General features: G+C 40.3%; 23 protein-coding genes and 4 pseudogenes. 25 read left to right on the forward strand and 2 right to left on the reverse strand.

The features are described from left to right. The first annotated feature begins 376 nt into the window (after positions 1 to 376). From LFLEISCH_RS16025 to LFLEISCH_RS12075, 5 genes and pseudogenes are all read left to right on the forward strand, one after another. Positions 377 to 574, forward strand: a complete 198-nt coding sequence (locus LFLEISCH_RS16025; RefSeq protein ID WP_007476924.1) for a DUF5082 family protein — start codon at positions 377 to 379, stop codon at positions 572 to 574. Positions 575 to 592: 18 nt separating this feature from the next. Then, positions 593 to 889, forward strand: coding sequence for a hypothetical protein (locus LFLEISCH_RS12060; RefSeq protein ID WP_007476926.1), 297 nt, complete (start codon positions 593 to 595; stop codon positions 887 to 889). Further along, positions 873 to 2606: a T7SS effector LXG polymorphic toxin gene (locus LFLEISCH_RS12065; protein ID WP_007476928.1), complete on the forward strand. Its 1734-nt coding sequence runs from the start codon at positions 873 to 875 to the stop codon at positions 2604 to 2606. Before LFLEISCH_RS12060 ends, LFLEISCH_RS12065 begins: the two co-directional genes overlap by 17 nt. Before the next feature lie 15 nt (positions 2607 to 2621). Continuing rightward, positions 2622 to 2984 carry a hypothetical protein gene (locus tag LFLEISCH_RS12070; RefSeq protein ID WP_007476930.1) on the forward strand — a complete coding sequence of 121 codons (363 nt, stop codon included), beginning with the start codon at positions 2622 to 2624 and terminating at the stop codon, positions 2982 to 2984. Beyond that, positions 2977 to 3547, forward strand: a pseudogene (locus tag LFLEISCH_RS12075) (RNA 2'-phosphotransferase). Before LFLEISCH_RS12070 ends, LFLEISCH_RS12075 begins: the two are co-directional and overlap by 8 nt. Before the next feature lie 268 nt (positions 3548 to 3815). Here the strand turns inward: LFLEISCH_RS12075 and LFLEISCH_RS12080 are convergent. After that, positions 3816 to 4277: a universal stress protein gene (locus LFLEISCH_RS12080; protein ID WP_007476932.1), complete on the reverse strand. Its 462-nt coding sequence runs from the start codon at positions 4275 to 4277 to the stop codon at positions 3816 to 3818. A 112-nt stretch (positions 4278 to 4389) separates the two neighbouring features. Between LFLEISCH_RS12080 and LFLEISCH_RS12085 the strand changes: the two genes are divergently transcribed. From LFLEISCH_RS12085 to LFLEISCH_RS12180, 20 genes and pseudogenes are all read left to right on the forward strand, one after another. Further along, positions 4390 to 5214, forward strand: a complete 825-nt coding sequence (locus LFLEISCH_RS12085) for an AraC family transcriptional regulator (protein ID WP_007476935.1) — start codon at positions 4390 to 4392, stop codon at positions 5212 to 5214. Between the two features lie 37 nt (positions 5215 to 5251). Next, a complete protein-coding gene (locus LFLEISCH_RS12090; RefSeq protein ID WP_007476936.1) occupies positions 5252 to 5608 on the forward strand; it encodes a VOC family protein in 357 nt (118 codons plus the stop codon). Beyond that, the gene (locus LFLEISCH_RS12095) at positions 5605 to 5967 is read left to right on the forward strand and encodes an MmcQ/YjbR family DNA-binding protein (protein WP_007476938.1); all 363 of its coding nucleotides are present in this window, start codon (positions 5605 to 5607) and stop codon (positions 5965 to 5967) included. Before LFLEISCH_RS12090 ends, LFLEISCH_RS12095 begins: the two co-directional genes overlap by 4 nt. Before the next feature lie 290 nt (positions 5968 to 6257). Beyond that, on the forward strand, positions 6258 to 8309 hold the full coding sequence (locus tag LFLEISCH_RS12100) for a BglG family transcription antiterminator (RefSeq protein ID WP_007476941.1): 2052 nt from the start codon (positions 6258 to 6260) through the stop codon (positions 8307 to 8309). Between the two features lie 24 nt (positions 8310 to 8333). Further along, positions 8334 to 8802: pseudogene (locus LFLEISCH_RS12105) on the forward strand (PTS sugar transporter subunit IIA). Between the two features lie 17 nt (positions 8803 to 8819). Then, entirely contained in the window at positions 8820 to 9101 is a 282-nt protein-coding gene (locus tag LFLEISCH_RS12110) for a PTS sugar transporter subunit IIB (protein WP_007476945.1), read from the forward strand. Between the two features lie 87 nt (positions 9102 to 9188). After that, a pseudogene (locus LFLEISCH_RS12115) lies at positions 9189 to 10461 on the forward strand (PTS galactitol transporter subunit IIC). A gap of 26 nt (positions 10462 to 10487) precedes the next feature. Beyond that, positions 10488 to 11540, forward strand: coding sequence for a galactitol-1-phosphate 5-dehydrogenase (locus LFLEISCH_RS12120; protein ID WP_007476948.1), 1053 nt, complete (start codon positions 10488 to 10490; stop codon positions 11538 to 11540). After that, complete coding sequence (locus tag LFLEISCH_RS12125; RefSeq protein ID WP_007476950.1) at positions 11541 to 12575, forward strand: zinc-binding dehydrogenase; 1035 nt, start codon at positions 11541 to 11543, stop codon at positions 12573 to 12575. Between the two features lie 130 nt (positions 12576 to 12705). Beyond that, positions 12706 to 13143 carry a ribose 5-phosphate isomerase B gene (rpiB, locus tag LFLEISCH_RS12130; protein ID WP_007476952.1) on the forward strand — a complete coding sequence of 146 codons (438 nt, stop codon included), beginning with the start codon at positions 12706 to 12708 and terminating at the stop codon, positions 13141 to 13143. 11 nt (positions 13144 to 13154) lie between these two features. Next, complete coding sequence (locus LFLEISCH_RS12135) at positions 13155 to 13820, forward strand: ribulose-phosphate 3-epimerase (protein WP_007476954.1); 666 nt, start codon at positions 13155 to 13157, stop codon at positions 13818 to 13820. A 15-nt stretch (positions 13821 to 13835) separates the two neighbouring features. Beyond that, complete coding sequence (tkt, locus tag LFLEISCH_RS12140; protein ID WP_007476955.1) at positions 13836 to 15851, forward strand: transketolase; 2016 nt, start codon at positions 13836 to 13838, stop codon at positions 15849 to 15851. Continuing rightward, complete coding sequence (gene rpe / locus LFLEISCH_RS12145) at positions 15848 to 16492, forward strand: ribulose-phosphate 3-epimerase (protein ID WP_007476956.1); 645 nt, start codon at positions 15848 to 15850, stop codon at positions 16490 to 16492. Before tkt ends, rpe begins: the two co-directional genes overlap by 4 nt. A gap of 71 nt (positions 16493 to 16563) precedes the next feature. Next, positions 16564 to 16962, forward strand: a complete 399-nt coding sequence (locus LFLEISCH_RS12150) for a hypothetical protein (protein ID WP_007476957.1) — start codon at positions 16564 to 16566, stop codon at positions 16960 to 16962. A gap of 289 nt (positions 16963 to 17251) precedes the next feature. Continuing rightward, the gene (locus LFLEISCH_RS12155; protein ID WP_007476958.1) at positions 17252 to 18253 is read left to right on the forward strand and encodes an ROK family protein; all 1002 of its coding nucleotides are present in this window, start codon (positions 17252 to 17254) and stop codon (positions 18251 to 18253) included. Between the two features lie 20 nt (positions 18254 to 18273). Then, complete coding sequence (locus LFLEISCH_RS12160) at positions 18274 to 19074, forward strand: HAD-IIB family hydrolase (RefSeq protein WP_007476959.1); 801 nt, start codon at positions 18274 to 18276, stop codon at positions 19072 to 19074. 93 nt (positions 19075 to 19167) lie between these two features. Then, complete coding sequence (locus LFLEISCH_RS12165) at positions 19168 to 19989, forward strand: GNAT family N-acetyltransferase (RefSeq protein ID WP_007476960.1); 822 nt, start codon at positions 19168 to 19170, stop codon at positions 19987 to 19989. 89 nt (positions 19990 to 20078) lie between these two features. Beyond that, positions 20079 to 21476, forward strand: a complete 1398-nt coding sequence (locus LFLEISCH_RS12170; protein WP_007476961.1) for a deoxyguanosinetriphosphate triphosphohydrolase — start codon at positions 20079 to 20081, stop codon at positions 21474 to 21476. Between the two features lie 35 nt (positions 21477 to 21511). Next, a pseudogene (locus LFLEISCH_RS12175) lies at positions 21512 to 21904 on the forward strand (DUF2871 domain-containing protein); the annotation flags it as partial. Between the two features lie 262 nt (positions 21905 to 22166). Then, complete coding sequence (locus tag LFLEISCH_RS12180) at positions 22167 to 22589, forward strand: hypothetical protein (protein ID WP_007476963.1); 423 nt, start codon at positions 22167 to 22169, stop codon at positions 22587 to 22589. Between the two features lie 150 nt (positions 22590 to 22739). On the opposite strand, the gene LFLEISCH_RS12185 is transcribed toward LFLEISCH_RS12180, so the two are convergent. Beyond that, positions 22740 to 23096 (reverse strand): DUF2200 domain-containing protein, encoded by a 357-nt coding sequence (locus tag LFLEISCH_RS12185; RefSeq protein WP_007476964.1) that lies wholly within the window; start codon positions 23094 to 23096, stop codon positions 22740 to 22742. Between the last annotated feature and the right edge of the window lie 292 nt (positions 23097 to 23388).

Genomic DNA, 23388 nt, shown 5'->3' on the forward strand with positions numbered 1-23388 from the left:
TCGGATGACGATAATGAGTTGATGCTTGAGTAATTAAAGTATGATWGAAAAAGCAGATGAATAACAAAAGGAATCAATAACGATGAGCTTCAAAAAARTAAACAACAAGCGAATAGTAATAAATTGAATTTAGGGTTGAGGGGGAGGTTTAAATGAACCGAAGCTGCAACCTTAAAAAAACAAAAAAGCGCTAAACAAGCAGAACTCAGTCAATGTGTGAGTGATAAAGCTTCAATTGAAGAAAAATTAGAGCGCTTGAGGACGGCAAAGAAAGAAGTCGCAAGTGTCCAAACCGAAATAAAAAGATTTAAAAAGTAAAGGTTAAAGAATAAATCTGATCAACCAGACACTTGGCAAGGTAAAAAACTAACAGAGTTTGAAAATCTCATGGAAGGCGCCTTTAAAACAGATTAACGACACATATTATAAAAAAATTGATAATTACTATGATGAGATTTGTGACGAAATTACACGCTTAGAAAATGAGGCGAATGAAAAAGGTGGACTAATCGGGTGGCTAGGAAACCAAATTAATAATTTAGGAAATGAAATAGACAAATTAGTGCATCACTAATTTTGCGAAAGGAGATGAATGATTTTGGGATTTGAAATGATTCAAATTAACTCTGTTATTTTCTTCGCTCTTGTTGGAGCAGCACAAAAAAATGCGGGAGATTTTCTGGCAGATGCAGATTCTATGCCAGAAATTACATCCAAGTCAGTTGCGCTAGATAATTTTATAGACCAGTTCAAAGAGATGCAATCTGTTTTAGAAAGTTATAAAACATTACTAAAAAAAGATTTAACAACAATACATGATATCGGGAATTCGCTAGTAGAAACGGACAATGCACTGGGACGGGGGATACAAAATGGTTTATCAAATTAAGTATGATGATATAATGTCCGTAGGCGCGTTTACTAATTCTACTAGCAAAGCTTATTCGGATCAGCTTGAAGCTATCTCTAAGTCGATTAGTCCAATCATTTCGATGAATCAACTAAAAGGACAGGCAGCTGACAGCGTGAAAACTTACTTAGCGGAAGTACATGGAAATATTTTAGGAAGTATAGGACAAATTATTCAAGAATATCAGGTGCGTTTCTTATTATACAAGGATGGCTATTTTCAAGAAATCGACAACGATTTACATGCGCAATTGGACGAAAAAGTTTTTGATGAATTAGTTAGCTTCTTTAAATCATCAAAAAATGCTTTTGAGTTGGAGCAAGTGAATTTAGACAGTACAATAGGAACAATAAATGATATATTAGCTACTAAGATTTCCGGCCAAAATGTTTTGCAAAGTTATGATGATGCGTCAAAAAAAGTAAATGATTTAAGAACTAAAACTGGTGAATATGAAACAAAGCACAAGAATGCGGACTTAGTAAATTTTAAAAATATGCTCCAAGCTTTAAAATTGTTAATAGCAGATTATCAGGGAAGAAATTCAAATGTTGTTACGCAGTATGAAGCGGGAGGTATTGCGACTGCTAATGGGGCCCAAGATTTAAGCGCGGCCCTTCAAGCTTCTGCAGCAGGTATGCAAGCGAGTCAAAGTCAAATCGAAGCTGCAGGGAGCCGCGAGGAAGAGAGATGGAAAGCATTTGAAAAAGAATTGGCAGATGCGAGAAAAGAAAAAGGAATGTGGAATGCTGTATTCGCTGTAGGTGCTATTGTAATAGGTGGTGCTGCAATTGTTTTAACGGCAGGAGCAGCAACTCCGCTAGTAGTAACGGCAGCGGTAGCAGGTACGGCATCCATGGCGTACGGTGCTTCTAATTTAGTCGAGGCGGGGCAAGATATTTACTACGGTGCAAACGGTGACGGTTTTTCAATGGCAATCAACCCACTAAGAGATACAATATTCATGGGAAACCAGCAGGCATATGATATATTTGGACTAGCAGCGACAACAGTTGCAGGGCTTTGTATCCCAGTTGGAGCTGGATTAAAAGCAGCTGAAACAGCGGCTAAAACAGCTGGAACAACAGTAACAAGGCAACTAGTAACACAAGCTGTTGCGAAGGAACTAGGAAAAGAAGCTATTACAGGAGCAGTGGCAGGCGGCACTGGATATGCGACGAACTGGGCGGCAAATGAATTCTTACCTCAATTTGTTGGGGAAGATGCTGCTAGGAATATTGGTATTGTTTCGAGCATTGGTACCAGTATGTTGGCTGGTTGGGGAACCTATAAAGGTATGTCTCAAATGAATGCTTTTAAAGTAAATGTAAATTTGAATCCTAATGATGTTAGATTCAGCCAAACATCTGTAAATGGCTCCCGAGATATTATTGATAGCATGAAAGCAAGTGGCTGGAAAGGTGACCCCATTGATGTTGTAAAAATGCCTGATGGACAATTGACTACAATTGATAATACTAGAGTTGCTGCAGCTCGAGAGGCTGGGATAGAAGTTAAAGCAATTGTCAGAAATTATGATGAGCCTCTTCCTAGTTCTATGATAGATAGATTTACCACAAAGAAAGGAACCCCTTCTAGTTGGGGAGAAGCTTTAGAATTAAGAGTTCAGAAGCAAAAAGCTAGTTTTAGAAATACTAGCCCGTTTGGTTCATTTAATTTAGAAAAAATGAAATAATGAAAGGTGATAGAAATGGAAAATTATTATATTAATAACTCCTTGTATGAATATCCTGCTTCTTTTGAAAAGTTGATTGAATTAAATTTAATTGATTTTGATGTATGGTATTTTATTGAGTCAGAGCAAGCGAGTAGAAGATATCTTGATTTGAAAAAAAGATATCCTAAGCGTAAATTGATACCCTTTGCAAGAAGGGATGATAATGATGATATAGCTTGCTTTGAAGTTGGGAAAGGCAGTAAAGTACAAATTATTCATGATTTTTCTTCAGAAGGTTTTGAACAAAGGGCAGAGCTTACTGATTTGTGGGAATGGGTAAAATATGCGGTTGACGAAATGATAGATTTTAATCGAAGTGAAGAAAATGATGAATGAAGATAATTTTGAGAAGCTCAGTAAAGAGGTTTCCTATGCTCTTCGTCATGCACCAAGAGAGTATAAATTAGAACTTGATAAGGAAGGTTGGGTACCAGTCAAACAGTTGATATCATCATTAAAAGAAGTCCGGCATTGGGATAGTCTAACGGAATCTGATTTACGAGAGATGATTTCAAAATCCTCAAAAAAAACGACATGAAATAGTAAACAATAAAATTAGAGCTCTCTATGGGCATTCTACGCCCACAAAAATTACTAAAGAAGAGGCTTGCCCACCTAAATATCTATATCATGGAACTTCACCAGAATCCTACAAGGAAATTATGGTTAAGGGTCTATTACCAATGAATAGGCAGTATGTCCATTTATCGGAAGATATAAATACAGCAAATTTGGTAGGAAGTAGAAAAACGGACACCCCCATTATATTATCTATAGATACATACGCTGCAAGGGAGGAAGGTGTGAAGTTTTACCATGGTAATGATCAGGTTTGGCTTGCTGATAGTGTGCCTAGTAAATGTATTTCAGTCGTAGATGAGTTTAATCAAGAAAAGTAAGATAAACTGTTCAGAGTTTGATAAGAGGTCTATCATTATTAAATGAAGTCTTATGAGATAATATTTTTGTGGAAAATAGTATAGTTTCAAAAATAAGCACTTGGATAACGAGACAGTATGTCAAAAACGATAAAATAGCTTACGGTTAAATCGTGTAAGAAAATTGAATTCATATCATTTGTGATTTCTGCTTTAGAAGTCTAGATAGGCGAACAGAGTTAAATAATAAAAACGTATTTTTCAATTCGAAAAATACGTTTTTTATTGTTTATACATCTTTCTTCGTATTCCATGGTTTTCCGCGGACGACAATGACGTCGCAGTCAGCGTGTTTGGCGACGAATTCGGTGACGCTACCGAGGATAAGTTGTTCGGATGGGGTGAGGCCAGTTGAACCGACGAGCACAAGGTCGGGGCCAAAATTTTTAAGTATTTTTTTCACGAATGTGGTTTTGGGAGTTCCAAAGTGGACGAAGGTTTCAACGTGTTTGACACCTGCTTTTTCGGCCTCATTTTTGTAGATTTCTACTAGTTCTTCCCCATAATCCTTGGCTTTTTTTGCATAAGTTTGTTCGTAATCAATAAGAGGGGCGATGCGGCGGATGTCAGCCACGAAGCCGATTCCGAGAATGGAGTCGTCTCCTTTGGCGATGTTGATGCCGCGTCTTAGGGCAGCTTCTGCTTCGTTGGAACCGTCTACGCCAACTAAAATGCGCTTGTACGTTGTCAATTTTCTCACCCTTTCTGGTGGATTCGTTATTTATTTTATACCCGTATTTAGTATTTTTCATACTTTTTTTTCGTGAAATTCGTTATACTGTTTAAAAAGGAGTGTGGGGTGTGTGGCAAAACTCAATCGTTTTGAACCAATTATTGCGACGCCAAATCGACCAGGCTATATCGAGTTTGCGCCTGCCGCTTCGCTCGAGGATAGTGTTCGGTGTTTTTGGATGAGCAAAGAAGATAAAAATTTCCCGGGAAATAATTGGGTGATTCCCGATCTATGTGCGGATATTATTTTTCGGATAGATCGCCAAACGGGGCGGATTTTAGAGCAGTTTTTTGTGGCGCCGAGTGATCAGCTTTTTTTAGGGAAGGAAAATCCTGATGGGGAGTTTACGTTTGGGATGCGCTTTTTTATGTGGGAAGTGAGTCGCTTTGTGCGTCCGGGATTTCGGATGGCTGTGAATGGGGTTTATGATGCGGAGGAGGCATTTGAAGGTTTTGCGGAACTTTCGCGAACGAAACTCGCGGAGGCGACCAATGTTATGGAAATAAAGGCGATTTTAGAGCAGTTTTTCATACAGAAGGAAAAACTGGTGCGGCATGACGCTTTTTTAAATGGCATTGATTTTCTGCTTGCGGAACAAAATCGTAATCAAGATGTGGTTACACATACAGCAGTTTCTAGGCGGCAATTGGAACGGCTTTTTAAAACGAATATGGGAGTGACGCCGAAACAAGCGGCGAATTTAATTCGCTTTCAGAAAGTATGGCGTGACATTTATTTCGGCAAGGCTTCTAGTTTGGCAGACTTGGCAGCAAAACACGCGTTTGTCGATCAGGCCCATTTAACGCACCAATTTAAGCGCTATGCGGGGGTAACCCCATTTGAGATGCAACAAAAATTTGCGAAAGATGTCGCTTTTTTACAATCTAAATTTTAAAGAATAGGGTAAAGTAGGTTTATGGAGGTGCGGACGAATGATTAAAAAAATGGAAGGTATTAATATTGCGGGGCCGAGTGCTGCTGAACTTGTGGCATTTTACCATGAAAAGCTAGGGATTCCGGTCGTCTTTCCGGGGCACGGGGATAGTATTGGAGCGAAATTGGGTTTTACACTCGCAGAACCAGGCATCATTGTGTGGCAGGAAGAGGAGCAAAGTGCGCCAGTAGAGTTTGTTTTTTCGTGTGAAAATTTGGATGATACGTATAACGAATTAAACGCGCGTGGTGTGACAGATACACCGCCGAGGCTCGCCGAGTGGGGTGGCCGCGAATTAAATTTCCTCGACCCGATTGGCAATAAAATTATGATTTTGGAAGGGAACTACGCATGATAAAACGCTATTCTTTTCTCCTAGAAAAAATGAACTTGCTTAAAGGGGCGACGCGTGATTATAAGGAGGAGTGGGAATCGGACCGTTTTTTCGTTTATGGAAAAATGTTTGCGATGCTTGGGAAAAATAAGGAAGGCGCGGAAATTCTCACTCTTCGGACGACAGCTGAGAGAAGTGAGGCGCTTAGAGCTATGAATAGTGCGATTATTCCGGGTTATTATATGAATAAGCGGCTGTGGATTTCGATTTTGTTAGAAAAGGAAAAAGAAACTGATTTTATAGCAACACTTTTTGCTGAGGCGTATGAGACAATAGTCGGGACGCTTCCCAAGTATAAACAAGAAGAGCTTAAAAATTAAATTGCTTTTTATTCGGGACTATTTGTATAATAAGAAGAGATAGAACGCTTTTACTATAGAAGCGTTCTGTTTTTTTGTTCTTTTGGTCTCATGGTGTACAAAGTGATGAACAAACTTAAAAGGGAAATGGCATAGTGATAAGCTTTTTTTCGGTGCAGTATGTGCAGAATGTTAAAAAATACACAAGCAAAGTCCAAAGATGTACACGGCTTCCACAAATTTTGGGGATGAAAGCGTGTACATTTTTATTTGGCTAAGATTTATAATGAAGTAGAACAGGAGGGAACAATATGTATTTGGATGAACGTAGCGATACGCTTCTAAAAGAAATTTTAAGACATCCAGATGTGACAAATGCTGAGCTCCAAGAAAAGTTTGGGCTTAGTCGCAGACAAGTCGATTATAGTTTTTTGAAAATTAATAATTGGCTTGAGGAGCAGGCTTACCCTAAAATTCATCGCGGTGCTGGCGGGCGGTTTGTTACCTACCCTGACCTGTTTAAAATAATTGGTGAGGATGAGTTTGAAAAAGCCGATTGGTATATTCCTTCTGAGAAAGAACGAGCTAGTTTAATCATTCTTATGCTCACAACCCGAAACGAGGAATTATCGCTTAATCATTTTATTAGTGAACTGGAGGTGAGTAAAAATACGGTTTTGCGCGATTTAAAGGCAGTTCAAAAAATGCTTGATACATTTCATCTGGAAGTAAAATACTCGCGTATGAAGGGGTATTTAGTCGTGGGAGACGAGTGGAATGTCCGAACGGCCATGCTAATCGCTGCAGAGCACGTCATTGAAAGTTACGGCGGGGAAGAGTATTTAAAACGCTTTATGCAAATGGATAAGACGGAGGTCGAAGGGATTCGAACGAAGCTAGAGCAAGTAGAAACACATCTTAACCTCCATTTTATTGACAGTAAAATGCGAATTTTGCCTTATATTCTGATTGCGATTTTTAGGCGAATAAGTAGCAATCAAACGATTACCACATCTTTCCAAATTGATTATAGTGAACTTTCAGATACGCGTGAGTATGGTGCGGCTGAAATTTTAATTAAAGGTTTGGGCGATGTATCAAAAGAAGAACGAATGTACATTACACTTCAAATTTTAACATCAAATGTGCTTTTGAAAGACCATCTAAAATCGGAGGAAATGCCGAAATTAAGACTTGCATTAGCAGAATTTTTAACAGAGTTTGAAAAAAAAGCAGTAGTTCAGCTTGTGGATAAAGAAACGCTACTAGAAAAATTATTTACCCATATTAAACCAGCATATTATCGCATCAAATACCGTTTAACAACTGATTACAGCATTTTAGACAGAATTGATGAGGAATTTCAGGCGGTGCACTACATTGTAAAAGAATCGCTCTACCCTTTGGAAAAATTTATTGGTACAAGAATTCCTGAAAATGAAAGTATTTTCATCACGCTTTTTGTGGGCGGTCACCTTATTGAAACAACGGAAAAACTACAAACGCGCATGAAAGCTGTTGTGGTTTGTCCAAATGGCCTTTCCATTTCGCGACTGATGGAAAAAACGCTTCGAAGCTTATTTCCTGAAATTTTCTTTTACCAAGCCATGTCCATCAGGGAGTTTGAGCAGACAAATTTACTCTACGATATGGTGTTCTCAGCCGTTCCACTTACGACTAACAAAAAATTCTTTTTAATAAGTCAATTGATGGATGAAAAGGAAAAACTTGAACTTAGAAGGCGAGTACTACGCTCGGTCTATTTGATTGATGATTATCTAAGCGTAGATAGTTTAATGAAAACCATTCAAAAATACGCGGATATTCGCGATTATGAAAAACTAGAACGGGCGCTTGCGGAGAAGCTTCACCCGACAGAGGAGAAAAAACTGGACGACCGTACCGGAAAACAAAATCTAGCTGATTTAATTCCAAAAGAGCACATTATTCGGTTAAAAAAGGTTTCAAGTTTTAAGGAAGCGATTGAAATCGCTGCGAGTCCACTTCTTGCCTCTGGATCCATAACAAGTGAATATGTTCTTGAGATGCAAAAGCAACATTCGATTCCAGTACTGAACATTGTGCTTGGAAAAACCATTGCTATCCCTCATGCAGAAACTGAAAAAGGTGTTTTGCGACTTGGAATGAGCATGCTTTTTGTGGAAGAAGGACTGTTTTTAGAAGACGGGATGCCGCTTCATTTTGTGGTTGTTATTGCGGCCGTTGATAAAAATGCGCATTTTACGGCGCTTCGTGAGCTTATGGAACTTTCTGGTAAAAAGAATGAACTGGCCAAACTTCGCGCAGCAAAAAACATAGAAATGATGCACACAATTATTAAAAATAATACGGGAAAAGAGTAAATGGTTACTACAGGAGGAGTCGTAATGGATTTAGTGAAATTTTTAAAAAAAAGAGCTGATATGGGTGGATGTATCTTGCGAGACGCAGGAAGATATATTTAAAACAGTGGCGAGTCAAGGGGAAAAACTTCACTATGTGACAAGTCATTTTCTGAGTAAGCTTTTGGAACGTGAAGCCGTTTTTCCGACAGGTTTAAAGCTTGACGGATACGGGGTGGCGCTTCCGCACACAGATCCTGAATGTGTGAGTGAGCAATTTATCGCCGTTTTAACAAGTAAAAAAGGCATTCCGTTTCAATTGATGGAAGATAAAAATCAGAGTGTTCGTGCAGAAGTTATTTTTGTACTCGGTTTAAATGAACCACACAGTCAACTTGAAGTATTGCGGCAATTAATGGGCATTATTCAAGATAAAGGGAACATTCGCGCACTTAATGAAGCTAATTCGGCAGAGCAAATCATACAAATTTTAAAAAAAAATAGCTGTAAATGAATAAGGAGGAATTTAAAATGAGTAAATATACAATTTTGGTCGCATGTGGTGCTGGGATTGCAACTTCAACGGTCGTAACGGATAAGGTGGAAAATTTAGTGAAGGAACATAATATTGATGCATCCGTGAAACAAATTAAAATTTCGGAAGCAGCAGGACTTCAAGACGGGGCAGACTTAATTGTTTCCACAACTATTTTGCCGACAACATATAAAATTCCAGCCATCATTGCGACAAGTTATATCACAGGAATGGGCATGGAAGAACTGGATGAAGAGATTTTATCTTATCTAAAGTGACGGAGGATTAAGGGTTGTCTAAATCTTCGGAATAAACAACCCTTGTTATCAAAATAAAAAGACTTATTTTAGGGAGGAAAAAGAACAATGGATAAATTACTAGCAGGAGTACAGTATGTGCTAAATCTCGGACCAACCGTAATTTTGCCAATTTATGATTTTCTTTATTGCACTTATTTTCCGAGTACCAGCTAAAAAAGCAGTTCGTTCTGCCATTACAATTGGTATTGGTTTCGTTGGGATTAACTTAGTCATTAGTTTACTTTCTGATAACTTAGGCCCTGCAGCACAACAAATGGTCGAACGGTTCGGTATGAACTTAACGATTATTGATGCTGGATGGCCGGCAGCAGCGGCTGCTTCATGGGCATCACCGGTTGCAGCGATTTTAATTCCCATTTGTTTAGCTGTTAACTTATTACTTATTTTGATGAAGGCGACTAAAACGCTCGACATTGATATTTGGAACTATTGGCATTTCATTGCAGCAGGTGCGACAGGTTATATCGTAACAGGCGGTAGCTGGTGGTTTGCAATTCTATGCGCCATCATTTACGAAGTACTCGTTCTTTGGATGGCGGATAAAACGCAACATATGGTAGAAGATTTTTATGGGTTGAAAGGGATTTCGTTACCAACAGGCTCCACAGCGGCATTCGGGTTCGTAGGGATTCCAATTGGGTGGCTGATTGCTAAAATTCCAGGGATTAAAAATATCCATATTGATCCAGAAACCATTCAAAAACGCTTTGGTATTTTTGGGGAACCAATGATGATGGGGTTAATTCTCGGTATTGCGATTGGGCTACTTGCGGGATATGACGTAGGCGCGACGGCTCAACTTGGGATGTCAATGGGTGCTGTGATGTTCCTAATGCCAAGAATGGTTAAAATTTTAATGGAAGGTTTAATTCCAATTTCTGAATCTGCTCGTGACTTCATGAAATCTCGCTTTAAAGGCCGTGAATTATATATTGGGCTTGACGCGGCGCTTTCAATCGGGCATCCAGCCAACATTTCAACTGGGTTAATTTTAGTTCCGATTACATTATTCCTAGCGGTTATTATTCCGGGTAATAAAGTTCTTCCTTTTGGGGACCTAGCAACAATTCCATTTTACGTATCGTTCGTTGTAGCCAGTCGAAAAGGGAACATTTTACACTCCGTTTTAGCAGGAACAGTGGTTATTGCTTTGGCACTTCTCATGGCGACTGACTTCGGACCTGTTCACACTGAAATGATGCGTGGCGTATATGAATTCCCTAAAGGTGCATCTGAGGTTAGTACGCTTGATATGGGTGGTAACTTCTTTAACTGGATTATCTTGAAATTCTCCCAAATGTGGGCAGCTATTTTCTAAGAAAAATATAACTGAGGTGACGCATTATGCGAGCAGCTGTGCTCTATGAAAAAAATGAAATTAAAGCAGAGGAAATTGAAGAAGCCGTTTGTCATGCGGATGAAGTTCGTGTGAAGGTAATGGCTGCAGGGATTTGTGGTTCGGATATTCATAAGATGCAGACGAGATGGAAGTATCCGCTTCCGGCTGTAATGGGCCATGAGTTTTCAGGTGTTATTACAGAAGTGGGGCGTGATGTGACAAATGTTGTGGTCGGGGACCGTGTGGCGGGGATTCCACTTCTGCCGTGTGGAAAATGTGAGTATTGTCAGTCAGGCGAGTTTTCATTATGTGATAATTATCGGATGATTGGTTCTCACTTTTACGGCGCATTTGCGGAAAATACCGTTTTAAAGGCGAAGAATGTGATTAAGATTCACGACCTTGATTTTGAAGAGGCGGCAATGCTTGAGCCACTTGCGGTTTCTATGCACGGTGTACTTGGCATTCGGCCGAAAGTCGGCGATACGGTTTTGGTTTTCGGTGTTGGGACGATTGGGATTTTAACGGTGCAATGTTTGAATTTAACAGGTGTGAAGGAAATTATCGCGGTGGATATTAGTGACAAAAAACTAGAAGATGCGCGTAAGTTCGGATGCACGCACACCATTAACCCGCAGAAGGAAGATTTGAAGGCTCGCGTTTTAGAGCTAACAAATGGTTTAGGTGTGGATATTGCGATGGAGTGTGCGGGGTCGAAAGTGACGCAGGAACAGTGTTTGCTTGTGACGAAGAAGAAAGGGAAAATTGGCTACCAGGGAATTGCTTATGCGGACGTTCTTTTACACGAGGAAGCGTTTGAAAATATTTTCAGGCGTGAACTCACACTAAAAGGTTTTTGGAATTCTTATTCGGCGCCGTTTCCGGGGAAAGAGTGGCATAATTCGATTGAGTTTGTGAAACAAGGAAAGATTAAGTTGAAACCACTGATTTCGCATCGTTATGCCGTACAAGACACAGCAGAGGCCTTTAAAATGATTTTAAGTCGTTCTGAAGATTACAACAAAGTGCTGATTTTACCACAAAAGGAAGTGTTATAGATGAAAGCGGTAGTCAAAACGGAGCCGGGTTATGACAAAATGGAACTTCGAGATGTGCCTGTTCCAAAGGTTTACGGTGACCGTGTCAAAATTAAAGTAGCCTACACGGGAATTTGCGGATCGGATATTCATACGTTTAAGGGTGAGTATCAAAACCCGACGACGCCAGTTACGCTCGGCCATGAATTTTCGGGTGAAGTGGTTGAGGTTGGTCCGGAGGTTACAAAATTCAAAATGGGAGACCGGGTGACGAGTGAAACGACGTTCGAAACTTGCGGCGAGTGCATTTATTGCCAAGAACATGATTATAACTTATGTAGCAACCGAAAAGGCATAGGGACACAGGCGAATGGCAGTTTCGCGGAATATGTGCTCTCGCGCGAAGAGAGTTGTCATTTACTCGCTGAAAGCATATCGTATGAAGCGGCGGCGTTAACGGAGCCACTTGCTTGTTGTGTGCACGCAGCTTTGGAAAAAACGGAAGTGAAGTCGAGCGACACCGTCTTAATTTTTGGGCCGGGACCGATTGGACTACTTCTAGCCCAAGTTGTGAAAGCGCAAGGGGCAACAGTGATTATGTCGGGGATTACAAAGGATAAGGCGCGCCTTCAGTTAGCCCTTCAATTAGGTGTCGATAAAATCGTGGATACGTTAACCGATGATTTAGATGACATTGTACTAAGCATGACGGATGGTTATGGTGCGGATAAAGTATTTGATTGTTCTGGCGCTGTTCCCGCAGTAAACCAAGGCCTTCCGCTAACAAAGAAAAAAGGTGATTTCGTCCAAGTAGGCTTATTTGCTGAAAAGAAAAATGCAATTGATGAGGAAGCCATTATTCAACGTGAAATCGCGTATATTGGCAGTCGCTCGCAAAAACCAAGCTCATGGCTTATCGCGCTTGATTTACTAGCTAAAGGTCATATTCACACAGACCAAATGATTACCAAAATTTACGACTTAGATGACTGGCGTGAGGGATTTCAAGCGGTGATGGCTGGAAATGAAATCAAAGTATTGGTGAAATCAAATTAAATGACAAAAGGAGGATGGCTGTTTTGAAACCTTTTACAAAAAAGGACAACTTTTACAAAACCAAGCTGGCAGGCCGGGGAAATGTAAGCAGTCATCCTTCGCTATATTATATCACAGAAGGTGGATCAGGATGAAAATAACAATTGGTTGCGACCATGGTGGTATTCATTTAAAAGATGCTATTGTGGCGCATTTGAAAAATCAGTATGAAGTAACCGATATTGGGACATATAGCACAGAAAGCGTTGATTTTCCGTCATACGCTGAAGAAGTTGCTCACCGCGTCACAAATAAAGAGGCGGATTTAGGGATTTTAGTTTGCGGTACGGGAATTGGAATGAGCATTGCGGCGAATAAAGTCCCGGGAATTCGTGCGGCAGTTGTGTCAGATTGTTTTTCAGCGCAAGCGACACGAGAACATAATGACAGCAACGTGTTATGCCTCGGGGAACGCGTTCTAGGTGAGGGGCTCGCACTTCGAATCGTAGATACTTGGCTTGCGGCAGAATTTCAAGGTGGAAGACATACAAAGCGACTTCGTTTAGTTGAAAAAATGGAAGGAAAGTGAGGAGGGTTACGGTGAAACAGATTGCGGCATCCATTATGTGCGCGGACCAATTTCATTTGGCAGAAGAGCTAAAACAGCTAGAAGCAGCCGGCATTGAGTTATTACATTGTGACGTTATGGACGGTATTTATGTGAACAATTTAGCACTTGGCCCAGAATATTTAAAAGCACTTCGTCTTGAGACATCGATTCCGCTTGATATTCATCTGGCAACGGTAACACCACTTAAATATATTGACATGTTCCAAGTTGCGAGGCCTGAATACATATCATTTCATGTGGAGGCGGCAGATGATGTCATGGAAGTGATTAGTAAAATTAAATCGTACAATATTAAGCCTTCGATTGCGATTAATCCCGAAACGCCTGTTGAGGCCATTTTTCCGTATTTGGATTATGTGAATATGGTTCTTGTGATGACTGTAAATCCAGGCTTTGCGGGGCAGGAATTCAGACAGGACGTCATTACTAAAATCGCTATTTTAAAAGAAAAAATAAAAGATAATCCGTATGCGCCGCTCATTGAGGTGGATGGAAATATTAACAGCCACACGGTTTCGCTTATGCGGGATTCGCTTCCGGATGTGTTTGTGTTAGGAACTTCGGCGCTTTTTCATCAAAAGGATAACTATGATTATGCGGCGAGATCTTTAAAAATTTGGTCAGAAATTGATTAAGAGGAGACGACGAACGTGAAAAAAACGATGGATCAACAAGTCATTGATAATATGCGTGCGCTTTCGATTGATATGATTGAAAAAGCAAAATCGGGTCATCCGGGAATGCCGATGGGTGCGGCTCCGATGGCGTATATGTTATTTGCGAAGCACTTAAAGTTTAATCCTAAAAATCCCAATTGGTTTAACCGTGACCGTTTTGTGTTGTCAGCGGGGCATGGGTCGGCGCTTTTATATAGCGCCTTGCACTTATTTGGCTATGATGTGAGCATGGAAGATTTAAAGGCATTTCGGCAGTTTGGCAGTAAGACGCCGGGGCATCCGGAATATCGGTTTACGGCTGGTGTAGATGCAACAAGTGGGCCACTTGGTCAAGGTATCGCGATGGCGGCTGGTATGGCGCTTGCGGAAGCTAAAATGGCGGATAGTTTCAATAAGGAAAACTATGATCTAGTCGACCATTATACGTATGCAATATGCGGCGATGGCGATTTAATGGAAGGGGTGGCGTCAGAAGCGGCCTCGCTTGCTGGTCATTTAGGGCTTGGCAAATTAATCGTGCTTTATGATTCGAATGATGTTTCACTTGATGGTGAACTGAGCGCTTCGTTTAGTGAGGATGCGGCGAAACGTTTCGGGGCATATGGCTGGCAAGTTTTACAGGTTTGTGATGGGAATAATTTGGCTTTGCTCCAAGAAAAACTAGTGGAAGCGAAGGCAGACAAAGAACGTCCTACTTTAATCGAAGTCAAAACAGTTATCGGTTACGGGGCGCCAAATAAAGGTGGTAGTTCTGCGTGTCACGGGGCGCCGCTTGGTGATGCGGAAGCGAATCTTGCGAAGGAAAATTATGGGTTTACGGAAGCCCCGTTCACGGTGAGACAGGAAGTGAAAGACTATTTAAGCAACTATCGTACGCGTGGGGCGGAGTTAGAGTCGGCTTGGGAAAACGTATTTTCGAATTATGAGGCGCTTTATCCTGAACTTGCAGCTGAATTTAAGCGTGTCGTAAGCGGGGAACTGCCGGAAAATTGGGATACTGATATGCCTAGTTTTACGGAAGGTGAAAAAGTGGCGACGCGCTCGGCTTCACATAAAATGATTAATACGCTAGCCGCATCTGTTCCGGAATTTTTTGGTGGTTCAGCTGATTTAGGTTGCTCTAATAAAACATTTATTGATGATGGCGAAGCATTTACGAAATCAAAGCGAGGGGGGAGAAATATTTGGTTCGGCGTACGCGAATTTGCGATGGCAGCGATGCTAAATGGAATGGCGCTACACGGCGGACTCCGAGTTTTTGGTTCGACATTTTTCGTATTTTCCGATTACATGCGCCCAGCAATTCGTATGGCGGCACTTATGAAATTACCTGTCACCTACGTTTTCACACATGATAGTATTGCAGTCGGTGAAGATGGTCCAACACACGAACCAATCGAACATTTGGCATCACTGCGCGCCATGCCGGGCCTTTCAGTTCTCAGACCGGCTGATGCAAAAGAAACGCGCGTAGCATGGGAAGAAGCCATGCAAAATCAAGACGGCCCCGTCGCCCTCGTACTCTCAAGACAAGATTTACCAGTGCTTGAAACCGCACAAGAAACGGTCACTTCCGGTGTCAAAAAGGGAGCCTACATCGTCTCGCCTTCAGAAAAAGAAATGCCAGATGCCATTTTAATTGCGACCGGCTCCGAGGTTAGTCTTGCCATTGCTGCACAAAACGAATTGAAGTCGCGTCATATCGACGTTTCCGTCGTAAGCTTACCAAGTTTTGATATTTTTAAACAACAAAGTAAAGCCTACCAAGAAAGCGTTCTGCCAAATGCCGTTCGTGCGCGTTTTGCGATTGAAGCGGCGAGCACATTTGGTTGGCATGACATCATCGGTGACGCAGGAGAAATGCTCGGCATAGATCACTTCGGCGCGTCCGCTCCAGCCGAAAGACTATTTGAAGCGTTCGGATTCACAAAAGAAAATGTGGCGGACCGCGTTCAAAAACTCGTGGAGAAAGCAGGTGTGCGCGTATGACTTTACTTGCCCCGTCGCTCCTCGCTGCGAATTATATGGCGCTCGGCGAATCAATTCGTGACGCCGAACTAGCTGGCGCCGATTATTTGCACATTGACGTTATGGACGGCCATTTTGTACCGAATTTAACATTTGGTATTGATATGGTTTCAGAAATTGCCAAAGCAGCTAAAATCCCGTTAGATGTCCATTTAATGCTTGAAAATCCAGAGCGCTACATTGAACAATTTGCGGAAGCGGGTGCTAAAATCATTTCGGTACATGTCGAAGCTTGTCCGCACATCCACCGCATCATTCACCAAATTAAAGAAGCGGGCTGCCAGGCGGGTGTTGTTTTAAATCCGGGCACGGCGGCGGAAACTTTAACGAGTGTTTTGTCTGAAGTGGATCTGGTTTTGCAAATGACGGTGAATCCAGGCTACGGAGGACAATCGTTTATTCCAGGAACGCTCTCGAATATTGCTTTTTTTAACCAATATCGAAAAGAAAACGGTCTTCATTATAGGATTGAGGTTGATGGTGGGATTAATCAGGAAACGGCGGATTTATGTAAGGATGCAGGCGTTGATATTCTCGTCGCAGGCTCATATTTCTTTCAAAGTGCGGATAAAAAAGATACAGCTGATTTTTTGAAAAAGTAAGTTTCTAGGGAGCAGAATGCTATAAATTTTAAATCAATAGGTTTATAGTGGTGTGGGAAGGGGCGATTTAGTTGACCGCAAAAGATAGACGTATTCAAATTAAAGAGAAATGTGAGGAGACTGGTGGACTTTATGCGCAGCTTGTCACACCAATCAACGACATGCTACTTGCGCTTGATGCTGATATTTCAGAAGAAACCACACAGCAAATTCTAGAAAACTTAGAACTATTTCAAAAAGGTGAAAAATATTTACCTGATTGCCATTTAGATGAAAGTAATCACTTTTTGGAAGACGGCGTTTCGGCGCTAAAATCCGGCGATTTAGGAAACGGCGCTTTACAAATTTTTGGAGCCGGCTTAAATTTCGCTAGTTTTGCTGCAAAAGCGACGGGTGTAAAAAATATAAACGCGCATGAAATGCTAGAAAAGCGCTTTAGTGAATTGTTAAGTATAAAAAAAGATATGTGAAAGCATATCTCAGACTGCTGACAAACGGCAATCTTCGTCGTTAAACCTTCCGTTCCGGTGCTCACGTACTCGAGTACGCTCCGCTTCGGTACTCGGCTTTGCTAGAATCTCACCATTTGTCAGCAGCCTGATTTTGGTGATAAGCGTTTTGTTTTGCTTAATCTTTGAGTTTTTCTACAAGCTGAGATATGTGAAAGCATGTCTTTTTTTTATTTAACTTGTATTCGCTTTCTTTTAACTATATAATTAAGGTAGTTAATTAAAAGAGTTTAAAAAAGGAGGTGGGAAATTGGAAGCACGAGCTAATTTAATACGTGAACGTAATTTAAGGCGGCTGCTTGTTTACCTTTATCGTAAAGAACATGCTTTAAAAGTTGATATGGCAAGAGATACGGGGCTTAGCGTGGTCACGGTAAATGCATTAGTACGAAAGTTAGTTGAAGAAAAATGGCTGATGGAAGGGGAACAGGTGCAACCTAAATTAGGTCGACCGGCGACTACGTATACGTTTAATTATAATCGTGAGTTTTTTGCTTTATTTGCGGTGAAAGATCGGAATGGAAAACTGGTTATAGATGCTAAAATTGTTAATTTAAAAGGCGAAGCAGAATTTCACGAAACATTTGATTTCTCTGGAATAACACTTGATAATTTATGCAAAATCGTTTATTCAGTTTTACAAAAAAATACGGAAATTTCTAAAATAGCGGTTTCAATTCCTGGAAAAATTTCCGAAGGGCAAGTGACATCAAGTTGGTATAGTAAGTTGGATGGTTGGCCCATTTTGAAAGCGATTCAGGAATTGTCAGGCCTCCCTGTTGTTGTGCAAAATGATGCGCATGTTATGACTCTAGGGTATAGCTTGTTGCAACGTATATCCATTAGAGAAACAACAATAGTTGGCATATTTTTCCCGCTTCAAAGCATGCCAGGCATTACTATTTTAATCGATGGGAAGCTAATGGAAGGGAATCATTCGCTTGCCGGAGAAGGCAAGTATTTGCCGTTTTTAATGGATTCAGGCGTTCCGCAAACGAAGGGGAAACAATTAGCGGATTTAGCACAAATTGTTGAAATTTATAATGCGGTTTTGGCACCTACTAGCTTTATTTTAGCAGCAGAAAAAGAAGACGAACAAGCCGTGCGCGAGTTTTTAGCGAGTCGACCGCATCTTGACCTTCAGCCTAACACACCAACCATTTATATCGATCACGATTTTCAAAAAAGCGTGTGGCAAGGCCTTTTCTGGCTCGCAGCGCAGTATGATGAAAAGCTTTATTTTTTTGAATAAAAATGAGGGAGGATAAGGAAATGATAAAACTAGTTATAACGGATATGGACGGGACGTTTTTGAATTCAAACAGTGAATTTAATCGCCCCCTTTTCCAAGAAGTAAATGCTTTGATGAAGAAAAAAGGGGTTACTTTTGCGGCGTGTACGGGAAAACAGTGCGAACGTGTAGAGGTGATTTTTGGGGAAGACAGTGAAGATATTTGGATTTTAGGAGACAGTGCAACGCGGATGAAACGTAATGGGAAGTACGAATACGAATCACTTATTCCAAATGAACTTGGCCGCTCGATTATTCAAAAATTAGAGGAAATTGCGACCGATTATGTGATTATTGCTTGTACGAAAAAAGCGGCTATTGTTAAGGAAAGCTCCGAAAAAGAGATTGTCGATTATTATGTGCGCGGCTCCTATCAAAATGTAGACTTTGTCCATGATTATCAGGCTATCACAGATGATTTTGTTAAAATTACCATTTTTGACCCCCATGAAAGAAGTTTTGCTACGAAAGAAAAACTGGCTGAATTTACGGACAGAGCCTATATCGTTGCCTCCGAACCGATGTGGATTGATATTTCGAACTACGGTGTTCATAAAGGGACGACCGTTCAAGCGTTACAAGATAAACTTCAAGTCACGAAAGCAGAAACCGTCGCATTTGGTGATGGATGGAACGATATCGAACTGATGGAACAAGCCGACTTTAGTTTTGCTCTTCAAAACGCTTGCGACCCGCTAAAAGAGAAGGCTCGCTATATAACGAGTGCCACCAACAACGAAGATGCCGTTTTAAAAACCATTAAACAACTTTTAGAGGTTTAAAATGAATTTGGCGACTTTCGCATGATTTTCATAAAAGCCCTTCTGCCAGAAGGGCTTTTTACTGTATAATGGAACAGAAAGGGGGCAAAACAAATGATTCAATATCGCAATTTACGCGGCGTGTCCGTTACGACCATTTACGAAACCTTTTTAGATGCCTTTTCGGATTATACCATTCCCATGAAGCCAAGCTTGGCCGCATTTCAAAACATGTTATTTAGCAAGGGATTTCAGGCGGATAGTTCCGTCGGCGCTTTTGACCAAAGCGATTTAGTCGGCTTCATTTTAAACGGTGAAAGAGAAACTCAAGTTTATAACCTAGGGACAGGGGTGAAAGTGGCCTACCGGGCGCAAAAAATAGCTTCAGGCATGCTGGATGCAAGTATTCGCCTTCTTTTTGAAAAAAATCGGACGGGCTACTTGCTCGAAGTTTTGCAAGACAATCAGAAGGCCTACGCGCTTTACAAGCAAAAAAATTTCGAAATCACCCGCCATTTTCTATGCTTTCGCTTATTGGATCCCCAAATATCCCCAAAACTATCGCCTAGTATCCACCAAGAGCCAGTTGACCTCGTGGCAGATTTTGAAAGCACACTCCCGTACAAACCGTCATGGCAAAACAACCATCACGCCATCTTAGCGCTTCGCAAGGATTTTATTTGCTATACCTTCAGAGAAGCAGGCGAACTACTCGGCTATGTCGTCCTAAATCCATCAAGTGAATCACTTGCTCAAATAGGAGCCCATTCTAAAAAAGTGGGTGAGGCTTTAATCGCTCATATTTTAGCAGATACGAAGCTGAAAATGTTAGGGATTATTAACGTGGATGAGAGAGATGAGTCGCTTATCCATTTACTCACGGATACAGGTTTTACAAAAACGTTTAGCCAGTACGAAATGCTTTATACACCGTAATATTAGTTTCTAGTCGCGCAAAACTTGTAATTCCGTTATACTAGAGAAGAAAAAATCCAGAACCATTTTTTGCAGAAAGTAGGGATTTTATGAAGTGGGATGAACTTTTAAATGATAAAAGACGAAGGGAATCTTCTGTAACACGAGCAAAAAGTACGGATGTTCGTAGTGCTTTTGAAAATGACTATCAAAGAATTGTCATGAGTGCCTCGTTTAGACGATTGCAAGATAAAACGCAAATTTTTCCACTCGAAAAAAGTGATTTTGTGCGGACGAGGCTGACGCATTCTATGGAAGTGTCAACCATTGCGAAGTCCATGGGAAATATGGTCTCGCATACGATTTTAAATGAAAAATTAGATGACGCTTTTACGCGTGAACATGCCGAAAACATGGCGGATATTTTGTCATGCGCCGGACTTTTACATGATATGGGAAACCCGCCATTTGGCCATTTCGGCGAAGAATCCATTCGGGAATGGTTTAGAGAAAATTTAGCCACGCTTACATACAATGATGAAGTTTTAACAAACATTTTAAATGAGCAGATGAAGCAAGATTTTTATAATTTTGAAGGGAACGCCCAAGTTTTACGCGTCGTTTCGAAATTACATTACTTATTTGATGAATATGGACTTAATTTGACGCATGCTACCCTTAATTCGATTATCAAATACCCTGTTTCATCGCTAAAAATTAATAAAAAACAAATTCGTAGTAAAAAATTGGGCTACTTTTATGCAGATGAAGCGATTTTTCATGAAGTGACGGAAGCCACTGGCGCGGGAAATAGTCGCCATCCGCTGACATTTTTACTTGAAGTCGCAGACGATATCGCATATTTAAACGCCGATTTAGAAGATGGTGTGAAAAAAGGGACTATCACCATCCAACAAATTTTACGCGGCTTTGAAGAGGTTCCAGAACACAATTGGGTGACGGCCGCTTGTTTTAATGAGCTAAAGAAAAAAGCCGATCGATATGCGGGGCAGGAGGAAGGATTTATTGCGCAGCAGTGGCTTGCCTCTAATGTCCGAGGGCAACTGATTAACCGTTCGCTTGAAAAATTTTATGAAAACTATGCGGCGATTATGGCAGGAACATTCCAAGATTCTCTTCTTGATGTGTCAGAAGCGTTTGAACTTGTGCAGGTCTTGCAAAATCTATCCGCTACGTATATTTATACGAACCAAGGTGTGGTTGAATCGGAAATCGCAGGTAATAAAATCATCACATCTTTACTTGATAGCTATATTCCGGCGGTGCTTTATTACGACAGCGCTATGCCAGAAAAAGTAACGGCTAAAGATAAGCGGTTGCTATCACTTATTTCTGATAACTACATCGGCTGCTACCGTAAAAACGCTACCAATCAGGATGAAACGACCAAACTATATTTACGACTATTGCTCATTACCGATTTTATTTGCGGTATGACAGATAGTTATGCAAAAGATTTATACCAAGAACTAAATGGATTACGCTAAATAAAAGGAGAGAGACATTTTGAAAAAAACTTTTAACAACCGCTTTAACTTACTGTATTTTAGGACTTGTATCAGGAGTTTATTATCGTGAAATCACCAAATATAATGATTTTACGGGCGATACACAACTTTCCGTCCTCCATACGCATCTTTTAATGCTCGGCATGTTTATGTTTATTATCGTTCTACTGCTTGAGAAAAATTTCCACATCATGCAAAGCAAAAAATTCAACATTTTTTACTACGTTTATAACGCGGGTCTACTCCTAACCGTCGGCCTGATGACATTTCACGGTACGATGACTGTTATCGGGAAAGAAACTGGCGCCGCCGTGGCAGGTATTGCTGGATTAGGACATATTCTGCTCGCAATCGGCCTAATCGCCCTATTTATGGCGATGTACGAACGTTTGAAGTTAGAAAAATAGTAAAAGCCCACATCAGGCGATGTGGGCTTTTGTTTTCGTAAGCTTATCTAGGGGAAATTATGCTAAATGAAAAAGGAGAGACATTTAGTGCGAGATAAGTTGTGAGACAGGTTACAAATTTTTAGAACACAAACATCTAGAAGGTGTATAAGTGCGCCCTTTTAAGGTTTCCAAAAAATCCAATTTGGAACAGTATAAACTCTAAATTTATGTTATTCTTAATAAGATTTAAACATTAATCTGTTTGAAGGGATTGTTAAATTTGAATTTTGAAAGGTTATTTATTACAAAAGAAAGTGAGTTTTTCAGATTTTCAGAAGAAGGTAATGATATGGGATACCTGTTACTTTTTGATACTTTTTCGAAGGCTTCAGATAAGTTTGGAACGCCATTTTTTGAAGATGACTTTGAGCCTAACGAAAATCATATAGTTATTCAGTATGCCTATAGGTCCGATTTAACAGATATGGATAGAGAATTTATTTTATCTTTTGTAGAAGGCTTGCTTAGTTTTAAACCTAGTATTGATTATGTAGTCGACTTCTTTTATGTTGAACAAGATTTAGAATTTGATTATCCAACAAATAGCGGGTTTGTAGAGTTAGTAGAAAAAATTAATAGGCTTTTCAACAGAAACATCATGATTAATGATTTTCAATCGTTTAATAATATATTACAACAATGAAAGAGAGATATAGTTTTGAAATTAGTTGTATTCATCAATGTAATATATCTTTTAAAACCAAAAATTCAATGTAATGATTATGGTATTATTGTAAGGATTAAAAGAATAAAAGCCCACATCGCCTGATGTGGGCTTTTATCCTGTCCCAAATTACACTTTCTCTCTCAAAATTTTCTCCATACTTTTCCCTTTCGCAAGCTCATCCACCAGTTTATCCAAATAGCGGATTTTTTGCATCAAGGGATCGCTCACTTCTTCCACACGAACGCCGCAAATACTGCCTTTAATGAGTGCAGCTTTTGGATTTATTTCAGGCGCTTGTTGAAAAAAAGTTTCAAAGTCTACCTGCTCCGCAATTTGTTTATCTAAATCCGCCTGACTATACCCTGTTAGCCAACGAACAATTTCATCCACTTCATCTTTCGTACGGTCCTTCCGTTCAGCTTTTGTAACATAGTGCGGATAAACACTCGCAAAACTAGTAGTAAAAATACGATGTTTAGTCATAAGAACCTCCTGTTTACTTTTCGTTACTTCATTTTATCAAACTTTATCCTTTTTTAGAAAGTAATAGGTATACAATTCGCTATGTAATTATAGATTGAAAGACGGAAGACCTATTCATCTGCTGCGCTTTTCCCCGTAAAATGAAAGTAAAACTTCTTGTTCGGACTTCGTGACAAAAGAAGTTATATGCGTAATTGAAAGCGTTTTAATTTACGTATAAGCTTAATTTAAAGAGTTGGTGAGGGAATTAAAGTTGAAACTAGACAGACGATGTATTGATGTGCTTGATTTA

The organism is Listeria fleischmannii subsp. fleischmannii LU2006-1, assembly GCF_000344175.1.
GTDB lineage: Bacteria > Bacillota > Bacilli > Lactobacillales > Listeriaceae > Listeria > Listeria fleischmannii.

Bases quoted from the DNA above. Each gene is read 5' to 3' on its own strand.
- rpiB (WP_007476952.1), top strand. From the start codon at position 12,706: ATGAAAATAACAATTGGTTGCGACCATGGTGGTATTCATTTAAAAGAT.
- LFLEISCH_RS12095 (WP_007476938.1), top strand. From the start codon at position 5,605: ATGATAAAACGCTATTCTTTTCTCCTAGAAAAAATGAACTTGCTTAAA.
- LFLEISCH_RS12070 (WP_007476930.1), top strand. From the start codon at position 2,622: ATGGAAAATTATTATATTAATAACTCCTTGTATGAATATCCTGCTTCT.
- LFLEISCH_RS12090 (WP_007476936.1), top strand. From the start codon at position 5,252: ATGATTAAAAAAATGGAAGGTATTAATATTGCGGGGCCGAGTGCTGCT.
- LFLEISCH_RS12065 (WP_007476928.1), top strand. From the start codon at position 873: ATGGTTTATCAAATTAAGTATGATGATATAATGTCCGTAGGCGCGTTT.
- LFLEISCH_RS12160 (WP_007476959.1), top strand. From the start codon at position 18,274: ATGATAAAACTAGTTATAACGGATATGGACGGGACGTTTTTGAATTCA.
- LFLEISCH_RS12170 (WP_007476961.1), top strand. From the start codon at position 20,079: ATGAAGTGGGATGAACTTTTAAATGATAAAAGACGAAGGGAATCTTCT.
- rpe (WP_007476956.1), top strand. From the start codon at position 15,848: ATGACTTTACTTGCCCCGTCGCTCCTCGCTGCGAATTATATGGCGCTC.
- LFLEISCH_RS12120 (WP_007476948.1), top strand. From the start codon at position 10,488: ATGCGAGCAGCTGTGCTCTATGAAAAAAATGAAATTAAAGCAGAGGAA.
- LFLEISCH_RS12185 (WP_007476964.1), bottom strand. From the start codon at position 23,096: ATGACTAAACATCGTATTTTTACTACTAGTTTTGCGAGTGTTTATCCG.
- LFLEISCH_RS12060 (WP_007476926.1), top strand. From the start codon at position 593: ATGATTTTGGGATTTGAAATGATTCAAATTAACTCTGTTATTTTCTTC.
- LFLEISCH_RS12100 (WP_007476941.1), top strand. From the start codon at position 6,258: ATGTATTTGGATGAACGTAGCGATACGCTTCTAAAAGAAATTTTAAGA.
- LFLEISCH_RS12165 (WP_007476960.1), top strand. From the start codon at position 19,168: ATGATTCAATATCGCAATTTACGCGGCGTGTCCGTTACGACCATTTAC.
- LFLEISCH_RS12110 (WP_007476945.1), top strand. From the start codon at position 8,820: ATGAGTAAATATACAATTTTGGTCGCATGTGGTGCTGGGATTGCAACT.
- LFLEISCH_RS12125 (WP_007476950.1), top strand. From the start codon at position 11,541: ATGAAAGCGGTAGTCAAAACGGAGCCGGGTTATGACAAAATGGAACTT.